The following is a 13,748-nucleotide window of genomic DNA, read 5'->3' as shown; positions in this document are numbered from 1 at the left end:
TTGTCAGCCTTGTTCGGGTTAGCCCAGACGGTTCTTAAGGCGGTTAACGACTTTGTCTCGGCCCAGCAAAGCAATCGATTGGTTCAAATCAGAACCATGCGTCTGGCCAGTGAGCGCGGCGCGGATCGGCATAAACAGCTGTTTGCCTTTAAAGCCCGTTTCCTTTTGTACCGCTTTGATCCAGTCTTTAATGCCGTCAACCGTAAAGGCAGCCGCATCGTTTTCTTCGATTTTAGCAAGGAATGCCGCCAGAACGGCAGGAACCTGCTCTTCCGCAAGCACGTCTGCAGCTTCTTCTTCATCTTCCACGGTATCTTGGAAGAACAATTCCGTCAGCGGCACGATGTCCGATGCTGCGCGGAGCTTCTCTTGATACAGAGCGACAAGTGCCGTTACCCACTCGCGTCCCGCTTCATCCAGTTGCTCGGCTACGTGGCCTGCTTTTTGCAGATGCGGCAAACAAAGATCCACGAGACGCTGCAAGTCGATCTTTTTCAAATATTCGCCGTTCATCCAGCTCAGCTTCTGCGTGTCGAATACGGCAGGGCTCTTGCTCAGTCGTTCAGCCGTAAATACGTTAACAAGCTCGTCATGGGAGAAAATCTCCTGCTCGCCTTCTGGAGACCAGCCAAGAAGGGCAATAAAGTTAAACATAGCTTCAGGCAGGTATCCCAGATCGTCGTATTGTTCGATAAATTGAATGATCGACTCGTCGCGTTTGCTGAGCTTCTTGCGGCTTTCGTTCACGATCAGCGTCATATGAGCAAACTTCGGAGCTTCCCAACCGAGCGCTTCGTAGATCATAAGCTGGCGCGGCGTGTTGGAAATATGGTCTTCGCCGCGCAGCACGTGGCTGATCTTCATCAGGTAGTCATCGATAACAACCGCGAAGTTATAAGTTGGAATACCGTCCTTCTTCACGATTACCCAATCGCCCATCTCAGCGGTATCGAAGTTGATCGAACCTTTGACCATGTCGTCCCAAGCATAGCTTTTGCCTTCGGGCACACGGAACCGCACGCTCGCAACGCGGCCTTCCGCTTCAAACGCCTGACGTTGTTCCTCCGTTAAGTTGCGATGGCGTCCGGAATAGCGAGGCGTCTCGCCGCGGGCCGTCTGCTCTTCCCGCTCCTGCTCCAGTTCTTCTTCCGTGCAGTAGCAACGGTAAGCAAGACCTCGGTCGAGCAGATCCTGCCAGTATTCTTTATAGATATCCAAACGTTCGGTTTGACGGTAAGGACCGTAACCGCCGCCGATATCAATGCTTTCATCCCAGTCAACGCCAAGCCATTTCAAATATTTCAGCTGGCTTTCTTCTCCGCCCGCCACGTTGCGCTTCACGTCCGTATCTTCAATCCGGATAATGAACTTGCCGCCTAAGCTGCGTGCATACAAATAATTAAATAAGGCCGTTCTGGCATTACCGATATGTAAATGACCCGTCGGGGACGGTGCATAACGGACTCTCACTTCTTGTGTCATCGTGAATGACCCCTCTCGTATAACTTAAACCATTATTTGATTATACCATCCTTAATCAAGCAGACAACCGACTGGGACGCAATTCCTTCTCCTCTTCCGGTAAATCCGAGCTGTTCCGTCGTTGTCGCCTTCACGTTAACCTGTTCGATCTCCGCATCCAGCGCACGGGCGATGATTTCCGCCATTTGCGGAATATAAGGCGCCATCTTCGGACGTTGCGCAATGATCGTTGAATCGCAGTTGCCCAGCTTGTATCCCCGCTCCTTAGCCAGCGACCATACATGCTCCAGCAGCTTCAAGCTGTCCGCATCCTTGAAATCTTCGGATGTGTCCGGAAAATGCTTGCCGATATCGCCTAGCCCAAGCGCCCCTAGAATAGCGTCTGAAATGGCATGCAGCAATACATCCGCGTCAGAATGGCCCAGAAGCCCCTTCTCATAAGGAATTGTCACGCCCCCAATAATACACGGACGGCCCTCCACCAGCTGATGCACATCAAATCCTTGTCCTACTCGAATCATTGTTTATTCTCCTCTCTCCATGCGTTTCTCCAGCAAAAACTCGGCCCAAGGCAAATCCTCCGGCGTCGTAATCTTAATATTCGTATAATCGCCTTCCGCGATCGCGACAGGCGCGCCTGTCCGCTCCACTACCATAGCATCGTCCGTGCCGAGAAAATGTTCCGCCACCGCTCTCTCATGCGCCGAAGTCAGCAAATCACGACGAAAAGCTTGCGGCGTTTGTATCGCCCACAAGCTTCGGCGGTCCGGTGTTGCAACGATCAGACCCGAGTCGTCTACCTGTTTAATTGTATCCTTGACCGGAACGGCAAGAACTGCTGCACCGCTGTGCTCGGCTTTCTCACAGCAGGCACGTATAGCCTTCTTCGTGATAAGCGGCCGCACGCCGTCATGCACCATCACCCATTCGGCAGCCGGCGACAACGACTTGATCCCGGCATATACGGAATGCTGCCGCTCGCTTCCTCCTGCCACTACAGCCGTAACCTTGCTCAGCTTGTACTCCATGACTAGCCCCTTGCAACGCTCAACATCGCTTTCGCCAACAACTAGCGCGATATCGGCAATCTCGTCCATTGCCTGGAATAGTTCCAGCGTGTGAACGAGAATGGGCTTGCCATGAAGCGGCAAATACTGTTTGCTTTCTGCGGTTCCCATCCGCGAGCCGCGTCCGGCCGCAACGACAACCGCTCCCCAATGTGCATTCATCGCCTAATCTCCCTCGTACGTATCGAACAACTACTCCCTACTATACAAGGTTACAGCGCTTTTTCCAACAATTTAGGTTTTGCGAATATCATTCGGCCTGCCGAGGTTTGCAGAACGCTAGTTACGAGCACTTCCATCGTTGTGCCGATATAATCGCGTCCGCCCTCTACAACAATCATTGTGCCGTCATCCAGGTAAGCGACACCTTGTCCGTGTTCTTTGCCGTCCTTAATAACTTGTACGATAATTTCTTCACCGGGAAGGACGACGGGCTTCACTGCATTTGCCAGATCGTTGATATTGAGAACCGATACGCCTTGCAGCTCACATACCTTATTCAGGTTGAAGTCATTCGTTACGACTTTGCCTTTCAGCACTTTTGCCAGCTTAACCAACTTGCTGTCCACTTCGCTTATTTCTTCAAAGTCTCCTTCGTAGATTAGCACCCGGACATCCAGTTCTTTTTGAATCTTGTTCAGAATATCGAGCCCGCGGCGTCCGCGGTTGCGCTTCAAAAGATCCGAGGAGTCCGCAATATGCTGCAGCTCTTCCAGTACAAACTCGGGAATAACCAACGTGCCTTCAATAAACCCGGTTTTGCAAATATCCGCGATCCGGCCATCGATAATGACGCTGGTGTCCAAAATTTTATGCTCTTCGAATCCGCTTGTTTCTTCAACCACCGGCTGAGCTTTGCGCTGCTCTAGAATAGCCGATAATGCTGCCGCCAGTTCATCCTTCTTGTTAAGGCCGATCCGAAGACCCAAATACCCGCAGAAGAGCGACATGATTGCCGGAATCAGAAGACCCGGGCCGCCAATCTTGGCTACAGCAGGATACAACAAAGCGGATAAAAACAATCCCGCAAGAAGTCCGCCGCCACCCGCAAGAAGATCCTTCATCGGCATTGCGGCCGTTTGTTCGATTCCGCGCTGCATGTTCTTGATAATCCGTCCTGCAGCCATGCTCGCAACAAGAAGTCCAAAAAGTGCCCCAATCGCGAAATAATACAAGCTAGTTCCTTCCCAAATACCAAGCGACGATTGCGTCCAGCCTTCTATGCCATTCGTTCTTCCTTCTACTTCCAGTCCCGCCAATCCGCCAAATAATAGACCGGCCATTTGAATAATACGTCTCATCATAAATACCACCTCCATTACAATTATGTTCCAATAATGGACGTGCTAAACCGTAGGTTCGTGAATGATTTTTCATTTTGAATTGCAGGCAAGGTATGCTTATAATGGAAGTAGCAGTTAAAGCAGATGAAGCTGATGAAAGAGGTGGAATCGATGAGCGCTCCAACACTGGAGGAATTCCAGCAGCAAGTGTCCGAACTATTGCTTAGGCATCGTAGCCTGCTTGATGTCATGTCCAAATTAGGTCAATCGAATGCATCCGTTAACCGCGCGGTAACGAAAGCCGTAACGGATTGCGGCTGTATCGAGCTCAACGCTCGCAAGCAAGAGTATGCGGATGAACTGAATCTCGAGAGTGCCAAATCTACGCTCCAAAGCCATCTTTCCGGCCATGTATGCGAATCTTGCCGCGATGTTCTCAAAACCGAGCTAGGACGTAATTTGTTCTACATGACGGCGATGTGCAATCTGCTTGATATCCAGCTGGACGAAGTTGTCGCCAATGAATACGACAAATGCTCCACGCTTGGATTGTTTAACTTAACGTAATACGAATCATGTACGCAAAAAAGGAGCTGCCCCATCAGGGGCCAGCTCCTTCTTTATGTTTAAGCTATACTATTTTTTGTTTTCCACACCGGGGTCCCCGCAAAGTAATCGGCATAAGCTACAAAGCTTTGCTTCACTTTGTGGGGGGGTTATGCCGTTGTTTCCGATTGTACATTCTCATCCTGTACCTCTTGGGCACGGCGTTTGCGGGCGCGTTTTTTCACGCGACGACCATCAACGTTTTTTTTTAGACCATAAAGCGCATATAGCAACATAGGAACAAAGATAATTTTGGATAACTGATTAGGAAATTGGATCCCCAGAAAAATAGCCAGCGCAATCACAAACGGGATTGCCCAGATGGCTTTTTTGGAAATGCCGATTTTTTTGAAGTTTGGATATTTAATCGTGCTGACCATTAACAGAGACAACACAAGCGTACTCGCTAACAATACCGACACGGCGATATCATCCTGAAACAGCGCAAGGGTACAAAGCACGCCTCCGGCAGCAGGAATAGGAAGACCGATAAAGTAACCCGGTTTCCCGGCTACTACATTAAATCTGGCCAGCCTTAAAGCACCGCAAATCGGGAATAACGCTGTAATAATCCAAGCAATGGTCGGATTAAGTTCTTGAAAGGCTACGACATACATAATAAAAGCCGGCGCTACGCCGAACGAGATCACATCGGATAACGAATCGAGTTCTTTGCCGAACTCGCTTTGCGCATTCAGCGCACGTGCTACACGGCCGTCCACGCCGTCAAGCAGCATTGCAATAATAACCATCATTGCGGCTGTCTCCGGCTTTTCATTAAACACGAGAATAATGGCGGCTATTCCAAGGAATAAGTTCCCGACCGTGAGAAGGCTCGGTATCGACTTAGTGATCATCTATTCCACCTCTTCTCTACTATGCCCTAAAACTGTTTACTAATGTATGATTGGAATACGGTCCACATTCCATCCATTGTATGAGATTTAAATTTGTCTGTCAATGAACATCTGCTCTTGGATCCGCTTCAAACCGTCCTTGATTGCGCGTGCCCGAACCTCTCCGATACCGTCCACTTCGTCAAGCTCATCAATGGTTGCCATTAGTATGTGAGGAAGTCGTCCAAACCGTTCAATCAGGTTATTCATAATAATTAATGGCAGCCGAGGTATTTTGTTCAGCAGCCTGAAACCGCGCGGTGATACCGCTTCTTCCACCATTGCAGCCGTATGGGTATAACCTAAGAGGCGAATAATAGGCGGAGCGTCAAGCAGATCCTCCGCACTAAGCTTCTTGAGTGCAGCACGAATTTCCCGGATTTTGTCATCGGTATTATCCTTGGCATAGTCCTTAAGCAAATACCAGGCATCCTCGTCTACACCGTTAACAAGCTCCTCCATCTGCATCGCAATGAGGCGACCTTCCGTGCCGAGCTCCGTCACATACCGCTTGATTTCCATTTTGACGCGCAGAACCATCTCCACGCGTTGTACAACATGGGCGACTTCCTGCAGAGTTACCAACTCTTCGAACTCAAGGGCCGACAGGTTGGTGAGCGATTGGCTAAGTACAACCTTATATTTCTCAAGCGTTTGAATCGCCTGATTGGCCTTGGTCAAGATTACGCCCATTTCTTTGAGCGAATAACGCAAATTGCCCTGATATAACGTAATAATATTACGCCGCTGGGATATCGACACGACCAATTTACCGGTCTGCTTCGCTACCCGCTCCGCCGTGCGGTGACGAATGCCGGTCTCGATCGAAGGAATGGAGTTGTTTGGGATCAACTGCGTATTGGCATACAGAATCCGCTTCATATCCTCGCTAAGGATAATCGCTCCATCCATCTTGGCCAGCTCATACAAATAGTTTGGCGAGAAATCGCAATTAATGGAGAAACCTCCATCCACGACTTCCATCACTTCCGGACTATAACCGACTACTAGCAGCGCACCCGTTTTGGCCCGAAGCACGTTATCGAGCCCATCACGGAACGGGGTGCCTGGCGCGACTAATTGCAATAGTTGATTCATGATTTCTTGCTGACTTTGTTCTTTCATATTTGCCCCCTATCCAAGTGCTGCGGACAGCGCTTCTGCTACCGTACTCACGCCGATGATCTCGATGCCTTCCGGAGCCTTCCAGCCCTTCAAGCTTTTCTCCGGCATAATGACTCGCTTGAAGCCCAGCTTCTCCGCTTCTTTCACCCGTTGCTCCGCGCGGGACACCGCCCGCACTTCGCCCGTCAAGCCGACTTCGCCGAAGATCACGTCATAGGGGCGAGTAGGTGCATCCCGAAAGCTTGATGCCAGCGAGACTGCAGCAGCCAAATCCACTGCCGGCTCATCTAGCTTCACGCCGCCCGCTACATTCAAATAGGCATCCTGCGTTTGCAAAAACATACCGATCCGCTTTTCTAATACCGCAATAATTAAAGCCATCCGGTGATGGTCGATCCCTGTAGACATTCGCCGCGGCGACGGGAAATTCGTTGCTGCGACAAGAGCCTGAAGCTCGACTAGTACCGGACGCGTTCCTTCCATGCTAGCCACAACCGTAGAACCCGATACGCCAAGCGGGCGTTCCGACAGGAATAGCTCCGACGGATTGGCTACTTCCCGAAGGCCTTCTTCACCCATTTCAAAAATGCCAATTTCGTTTGTTGAACCAAACCGATTCTTCACTGCCCGAAGAAGTCGGTATGTATGATGCCGCTCCCCTTCGAAATACAGCACGCAGTCAACCATATGCTCGAGAAGGCGAGGCCCGGCGATTGCGCCTTCTTTCGTCACATGCCCGACAAGAACGGTTGCAATCCCGTTAATCTTCGCAACGCGCATGAAATGAGCGGTACATTCTCTTACCTGGGCAACACTGCCCGGCGCGGATTGAACGGAAGGATCGTACACCGTCTGTATGGAGTCAATAACGAGAAAGTCCGGCTGAACCGTTTCAATCGCATCATTGATTTGCTCCATATTTGTCTCGCATAGGACAAACAACGATTCCGTAAGAGCACCAAGACGGTCTGCGCGGAGGCGGGTCTGCTTTACGGATTCCTCCCCCGATATATACAGAACCTTTAGCCCTTTGGATGCCAAAGCATGCGAGGTTTGCAGAAGCAGCGTCGATTTCCCAATGCCAGGATCACCGCCGACCAGAATAAGCGAGCCTGGCACAACACCCCCGCCGAGTACGCGGTTAAGCTCCAGCAACCTTGTTTCAATACGCGGTTCCTGCCCGCTTTCTATATGTATGATGGATTTCGGCTTTTCTTTCGTCTGAGCCATGCGAAGACCGACACCTTGTGTCTTAATGACCGTCTCCTTCTCTTCCACCATCGTGTTCCAAGACTGGCAGCCCGGACATTTCCCCAGCCATTTCGGCGATTCCGTCCCGCATTCAGTACATACAAACTTCAACTTTATCTTTGCCATACAAGGCTCCTTTTAACAAGCGTTTCCATTCAAAGTTTACCATTTTATGAGGAGGGTATAAACCCCTTCTTGCGAACTAATGTACGGACATGCTGCTTGGCGCAAATACAAAAAGCTTTCTCTACTCCATAACGGAATAAAGAAAGCTTTTGTTGTACGTCATTTTTTATGCAAAAAAGATCAAACATGTGCCGCTTCACGGGAAACGAGAATGCGATGCGTAGTCAGGTGGGAGCCTAGCATGATGCGTTCTCCTTCGTTCTCCTGTCCTTTTCCGCTCTCCGCCGGCTTGCTTCCCCGGTGCGCATGCGCCTGCCGGAAGGAGTCACTATTCACCCAGCCCTCAAAGGAGGCTTTGTCTTCCCATGTCGTGCTCACTTTCAGCTCATCGTAATCCGTCAGCCCCTCGGTGAGCATAACCTCCATCCGCACAAAACCGATTGTCTGCTCAATCCCTTTTGTTTTCTGGAAACGTTCTGCTACTTCCTCTCCATGGCCTTTTCTAACTTTTATCGTATTCGTAACAACGATCATTATAATTCCTCCATCCCTGCACCTTTCACCATTAAAAGAAAATGATTATATCAATCAGCATATACGATAATGATTATCATTGTCAAATAGAATGAAAAAGCAAAGGCTGCCTCGTGGTTCGCACTAGGCAGCCTTGCTGTAAGTCATTTATTTCGCAGCAGGTTCTTCCGACACCGCTACGGTTTTGTTTACGGTCAACTCGCCATCCTTCTCGTCAATGACGAAGGTATCGCCTTTGCGGATCTTGCCGAGCAAGAGATCCTCGGACAGACGGTCTTCGATATGCTTCTGGATTGCGCGGCGCAACGGACGAGCGCCATATTGCGGATCGAAGCCTTCTTTGGCCAGAAATGCTTTCGCGGTATCCGTAAGCGTGAAGTCAACTTCTTGCTCACGCAGCCGTTTGCGAAGCTCGTCGGACATGAGCGTAACGATTTGAGCGATATGCTCTTGCTCCAGCGAGTGGAACACAATCGTTTCGTCGATCCGGTTCAGGAACTCCGGACGGAAGCTTTTTTTCAGCTCCGCCATTACTTTATCCCTCATTTGGTTGAATTCGCGGCCCGAATCATGCACGGCTGTAAAGCCAAGCGAAGAATTACGTTTGATTTGATCCGCACCAACGTTGGAAGTCATGATAATTAGCGTATTTCGGAAATCGACCACTCTGCCTTTGGAATCGGTCAGGCGGCCGTCTTCCAACACTTGCAGCAAGATGTTGAACACTTCCGGATGGGCCTTCTCGATTTCGTCCAGAAGGACAACCGAATATGGTTTGCGGCGTACTTTCTCTGTCAGTTGACCGCCTTCTTCGTAGCCTACATATCCCGGAGGAGCCCCGACGAGACGGGACGTGGAGTGTTTCTCCATGTACTCCGACATGTCGATGCGGATAACCGCATTCTCGTCGCCGAACATCGCTTCCGCAAGCGCGCGGGCCAGCTCGGTTTTACCAACCCCGGTAGGACCAAGGAAGATAAAGGAACCAATTGGACGTTTCGGGTCCTTAAGACCTGCACGAGCTCTGCGAATCGCTCTCGATACCGCTTTAACCGCATCTTCTTGGCCGATTACGCGGTCGTGCAGAATGTCTTCCATCTTAAGCAGGCGTTCGGTTTCTTCTTCCGCCAGCTTGCTAACCGGAATACCGGTCCAGCTTGCGACAACTTGTGCGATATCTTCAGGCGTTACTTCAGAATCCGTGCGGCCTTGTTTTTCTTTCCATTGGTTTTTCGTTACGTCGAGCTCTTCGCGGATCTTTTGCTCCGTATCGCGAAGCGCTGCCGCTTTCTCAAACTCTTGGCTTTGAACCGCCGCGTCTTTTTCCTTGCGGATATCCTCAAGACGGTTCTCCAATTGCTTAAGATTAGGCGGTACGGTGTATGAGTTAAGTCTTACTTTGGAGCTTGCTTCGTCGATCAGGTCGATTGCTTTATCCGGCAGGAAGCGGTCCGTAATGTAACGGTCGGACAACTTCACGGCCTGCACGATCGCGTCATCGGTAATTTTCACGCGATGGTGAGCTTCATAACGGTCTCGCAATCCGTGCAAAATTTGAACCGCTTCTTCCGGCGATGGCTGGTCGACCGTAATCGGTTGGAAACGACGCTCAAGCGCAGCATCCTTCTCGATATATTTGCGGTATTCATCCAGCGTTGTTGCCCCGATGCACTGCAGCTCGCCGCGGGCCAGCGCAGGCTTCAGAATATTGGAAGCGTCGATCGCGCCTTCTGCGCCGCCTGCCCCGATCAGCGTATGAAGCTCATCGATGAACAGGATGATATTGCCGGCTTGACGGATCTCATCCATAATTTTTTTCAAACGGTCTTCGAATTCGCCGCGGTACTTCGTACCGGCTACAACGGAACCCATATCCAGCGTCATAACGCGTTTGTCGCGTAGCGTCTCCGGAATTTCGTTGGCGATAATTTTCTGTGCAAGACCTTCGGCAATCGCGGTTTTACCTACGCCCGGCTCACCGATGAGAACAGGGTTGTTCTTCGTACGGCGGCTGAGCACTTGGATGACACGCTCAATTTCCTTGCTGCGGCCAATAACCGGATCTAGATTGCCTTCGCGTGCATACGCGGTAAGATCACGGGCCAAGCCGTCCAGCGTAGGCGTGCTCACGTTGGAAGGTGAGCCGTGGCTGCTCGATACGGCTTCGCTGCTGCCAAGCAGCTGCAGTACTTGCTGACGCGCTTTGTTGAGGCTGATGCCAAGGTTGTTCAGAACCCGTGCCGCTACGCCTTCTCCTTCGCGAATCAAGCCAAGCAGAATATGTTCGGTACCTACGTACGTATGACCAAGCTTTCTTGCTTCATCCATGGATAACTCGATTACTTTTTTCGCACGTGGCGTATAAGCAATATTCGTTGGCTGCTCTTGACCGCGACCGATCAAAGCTTCCACTTCATCCTGAATTTTCTCAAGTCCAAGGCCTAGCCCAATTAAAGCTTTCGCTGCAATGCCTTCCCCTTCGCGAATCAAGCCAAGCAAAATATGCTCCGTACCAATATTATTGTGACCAAGACGAACCGCTTCCTCCTGCGCCAAGGCAAGAACCTTTTGCGCGCGCTCAGTAAATCGTCCAAACATCATGTTTCATGCACCCCCATGCTCGGTTTGACCCCGCAATTGTTTGCGGATTAATTCGGCCCTGCGGTAATCCCGCTGGTCAGCGCTCATCTTCTCGTTGAACGTCTGTTGCAGGAACCCGGGCTGTGTCATTACAATTAATTCGTTTAAAGATTGGCTCGTAACATGATCCAGCAGGCCAAGATCAACGCCTAGCCTTACGTCGGACAGTCTTTGCGCGGATTCTTTGGAATCCATGACCGCCGCATAAGACAAGATGCCGTAAGACCGTCGTACCCGATCCTCGATCCGAAGCCGGGATTCGGACATCAGCCTTTGGCGGGCTGCTCTTTCATGTTCGATAATCTGCTTGGCTACCCCATGCAAATTATCAATGATTTCGCCTTCAGTCTGCCCTAGCGTAATCTGATTCGAAATTTGAAACAGATTGCCAAGAGCTTCGCTGCCTTCCCCATACATTCCACGGACAGCGAGACCAACCTGTGTAACGGCCGACAAAATGCGATTAATCTGCTGAGTCAGCACCAGCGCCGGCAAATGCATCATCACCGAGGCGCGTATGCCAGTCCCTACATTTGTTGGGCAAGTCGTCAAATAACCTCTCTGCTCATCAAATGCATAATTGGTTTCTTCCTCGAAAATATCGTCGATCTGATTGGCTAGTGTCCAAGCCTCCTTGACCTGAAAGCCCGGATACAGACATTGGATACGAAGATGATCCTCTTCGTTAATCATAATGCTGACCGATTCGTTTTCACTGAGGATAACGGCTCCTCCACGGGATTCGTTAGCTAGGTTAGGACTGATTAAATGTTTTTCCACAAGTACCCGACGTTCTAATTCGCTAAGCTCCGATAAAATGATCGTTTCAAAATGTCCCACCGGATCAAGCTTGTCGGATTGCCCTATGGCAGTAAGCTGATTCATAACTTCAACCGACTGCTGGTTAGTGGCAAGCATCGGGAATGGATATTGCCTCAAGTTTCGCGCAATGCGTACTCGGCTGCTAATGACGATTTCGGAGTCAGGTCCAACTCCCTTCATCCAATCGCTTAACGCTTGTTCAGAGAAACGATGACTCGCCAAGAGTAAACCTCCTTCGTGCGCCTTACAGATCTACTATTTTACGCTCCAGCTCACGGATTCGATCACGAATATGAGCCGCGCTTTCAAATTCTTCTCGTTCGATACGGCTTTGCAAATCTCGCCGCAGTTGTTCAATCTCTCGCTTGTACTGAATTTGGCCGCCGGAACGCTTCGGTATTTTACCGACATGGACCGCATTGCCATGTACCCGTTTCAGCAATGGATCTAACTTATCGGAGAATTGGCGATAGCAATTGCTGCAGCCGAATCTGCCGATCTTGCTGAATTGCGAATACGTCAATCCGCAGTTGTCACAACGGATCATCTGCTGTTGCTTGGCGCTGTTTGCGCCATTAGTGCTGCTCGGATCGAAATCGAGAAGGCCCGACAGCAGGCTGTGAATGGAGAACCCGTTCGGAGCGCCGGGGATGCCTTCTCCCCGTTCTCTTGCACAGGATTCACAGATGTGAAATTCGGTTTTTTCACCGTTCACGATTTTCGTAAAATGAAGCGTTGCCGGCTTCTTGCCGCATTCTTGGCAATTCAAGCCGAATCCCCTCCCTTCCGGTGTAACCTTCTCAGGCGCTATTTGGCTAATAAAGATATCAGCATGGAGCGCAATAGCCTGGCTCTGATCTCATCACGAAGCGGCAGCTTTACAGCGATGGTGTCGCGGTCAACCGCGGCCCGAAGCAGGTTCGCTTCCCGTTTCGTAATTAGTCTTGCCTCCTCCAGCTGATAAATCAGCCCCTCCGCCACACTTTGTTCGACGCAATCCCCAATCGTCTGATGAATGTGGAATTGAATCGTCTTTAGTGCCGGCAAGTCGACCCGTTGAATCCGGATATACCCGCCGCCGCCGCGCTTGCTTTCAACCATGTATCCCTTCTCTAGAGTGAACCGGGTACTAATGACATAATTGATCTGCGACGGAACGCAGGAAAACCTGTCAGCCAGTTCATTGCGTTGAATTTCAACAGCGCCTTCCGGGCTTTCCTGCAACATCTGCTTCAAGTACTGCTCGATGAGATCGGAAATGTTACGCAAATTTACCAACCTCCTGGCGACATGAGCTGTGGATGCATTTGTGGAAATGCTGCCTCAACTGACTTTGACTTTCTTTGACTTTAATTTTATTATACGCAAAAATCAGGAAAGGTCAATACATGGAATTTCAATTTTCAGATAATTTAACAGTCATACCATCGCCATTATCTATCATGGGGCGGATGGAGGCGATTTATACACAGTCCATCCCTATAACACACAGCTGTTGCTTTAATTGAAGCCACAAATCCAATAGCTACTCACACATGTGCATAAAAGGTGCATGAAAGCATAAGCAAAGAAAAGGTTCTATTCTGTAATTACACATAAGTTTGGAGGTTATAAACAGATGAGGAGAAATAATCGGCGACTATCCACGGGGTTATTCAGTTATCCAGGTCAAAAAGGCGCGAAAAATAGGAGGATTCCACGAATTATTCACAACTTCATCACAATCTAAGGATAAGTTGCAATTGCGAGACTATTCACATGTGGATATAAAAACAAAAAAGCAGCTTGATCCCAGTGTGGATCAGCTGTTCAGGTTGTGGATGAACCGTTGATAACTATGCGGAAACAAAAAACCTGCCGCATGTTGCGACAGGCTCTTCATTGCTTGGCGACGTCCTACTCTCCCAGGACCCTGC

At 50.0% G+C, this 13,748-nt stretch carries 13 protein-coding genes; 1 reads left to right on the top strand and 12 read right to left on the bottom strand.

Annotation, left to right across the window (positions count from 1 at the left end; translation table 11 throughout):
- Positions 1–18: 18 nt before the first annotated feature.
- The 4 genes from gltX to QQK89_RS27020 are packed head-to-tail and all read right to left on the bottom strand — an operon-like array spanning position 19 to position 3,853.
- Positions 19–1,482, bottom strand: coding sequence for a glutamate--tRNA ligase (gltX, locus tag QQK89_RS27035; RefSeq protein ID WP_284241890.1), 1,464 nt, complete (start codon positions 1,480–1,482; stop codon positions 19–21).
- A gap of 32 nt (positions 1,483–1,514) precedes the next feature.
- Positions 1,515–2,003 carry a 2-C-methyl-D-erythritol 2,4-cyclodiphosphate synthase gene (ispF, locus tag QQK89_RS27030; protein WP_284241889.1) on the bottom strand — a complete coding sequence of 163 codons (489 nt, stop codon included), beginning with the start codon at positions 2,001–2,003 and terminating at the stop codon, positions 1,515–1,517.
- 3 nt (positions 2,004–2,006) lie between these two features.
- On the bottom strand, positions 2,007–2,711 hold the full coding sequence (ispD, locus tag QQK89_RS27025; RefSeq protein ID WP_284241888.1) for a 2-C-methyl-D-erythritol 4-phosphate cytidylyltransferase: 705 nt from the start codon (positions 2,709–2,711) through the stop codon (positions 2,007–2,009).
- Between the two features lie 50 nt (positions 2,712–2,761).
- Positions 2,762–3,853, bottom strand: coding sequence for a PIN/TRAM domain-containing protein (locus tag QQK89_RS27020; protein ID WP_284241887.1), 1,092 nt, complete (start codon positions 3,851–3,853; stop codon positions 2,762–2,764).
- A gap of 150 nt (positions 3,854–4,003) precedes the next feature.
- Between QQK89_RS27020 and QQK89_RS27015 the strand changes: the two genes are divergently transcribed.
- Entirely contained in the window at positions 4,004–4,399 is a 396-nt protein-coding gene (locus QQK89_RS27015) for a DUF1573 domain-containing protein (RefSeq protein ID WP_284241940.1), read from the top strand.
- Between the two features lie 149 nt (positions 4,400–4,548).
- Here the strand turns inward: QQK89_RS27015 and pssA are convergent, their stop codons facing one another.
- The 8 genes from pssA to QQK89_RS26975 all read right to left on the bottom strand — a co-directional run bounded on the left by pssA (position 4,549) and on the right by QQK89_RS26975 (position 13,101).
- Entirely contained in the window at positions 4,549–5,295 is a 747-nt protein-coding gene (pssA, locus tag QQK89_RS27010; RefSeq protein WP_284241886.1) for a CDP-diacylglycerol--serine O-phosphatidyltransferase, read from the bottom strand.
- Positions 5,296–5,382: 87 nt separating this feature from the next.
- Entirely contained in the window at positions 5,383–6,459 is a 1,077-nt protein-coding gene (disA, locus tag QQK89_RS27005; protein ID WP_284241885.1) for a DNA integrity scanning diadenylate cyclase DisA, read from the bottom strand.
- A 9-nt stretch (positions 6,460–6,468) separates the two neighbouring features.
- A complete protein-coding gene (gene radA / locus QQK89_RS27000) occupies positions 6,469–7,836 on the bottom strand; it encodes a DNA repair protein RadA (protein WP_284241884.1) in 1,368 nt (455 codons plus the stop codon).
- A 180-nt stretch (positions 7,837–8,016) separates the two neighbouring features.
- Positions 8,017–8,370: an antibiotic biosynthesis monooxygenase gene (locus QQK89_RS26995; RefSeq protein ID WP_284241883.1), complete on the bottom strand. Its 354-nt coding sequence runs from the start codon at positions 8,368–8,370 to the stop codon at positions 8,017–8,019.
- Between the two features lie 147 nt (positions 8,371–8,517).
- Entirely contained in the window at positions 8,518–10,971 is a 2,454-nt protein-coding gene (gene clpC, locus QQK89_RS26990; protein WP_284241882.1) for an ATP-dependent protease ATP-binding subunit ClpC, read from the bottom strand.
- Between the two features lie 3 nt (positions 10,972–10,974).
- Complete coding sequence (locus QQK89_RS26985) at positions 10,975–12,012, bottom strand: protein arginine kinase (RefSeq protein ID WP_434481792.1); 1,038 nt, start codon at positions 12,010–12,012, stop codon at positions 10,975–10,977.
- A 64-nt stretch (positions 12,013–12,076) separates the two neighbouring features.
- Entirely contained in the window at positions 12,077–12,601 is a 525-nt protein-coding gene (locus QQK89_RS26980; RefSeq protein ID WP_284241880.1) for a UvrB/UvrC motif-containing protein, read from the bottom strand.
- A gap of 38 nt (positions 12,602–12,639) precedes the next feature.
- Positions 12,640–13,101, bottom strand: coding sequence for a CtsR family transcriptional regulator (locus QQK89_RS26975; RefSeq protein ID WP_284241879.1), 462 nt, complete (start codon positions 13,099–13,101; stop codon positions 12,640–12,642).
- Positions 13,102–13,748 lie beyond the last annotated feature (647 nt).

The organism is Paenibacillus glycanilyticus, from assembly GCF_030161375.1.
In the GTDB taxonomy this organism is placed as follows: Bacteria; Bacillota; Bacilli; order Paenibacillales; family Paenibacillaceae; genus Pristimantibacillus; species Pristimantibacillus glycanilyticus_B.
Note: the sequence above shows the minus strand (reverse complement) of the source record. Positions and strands in the feature narration are given on the sequence as shown.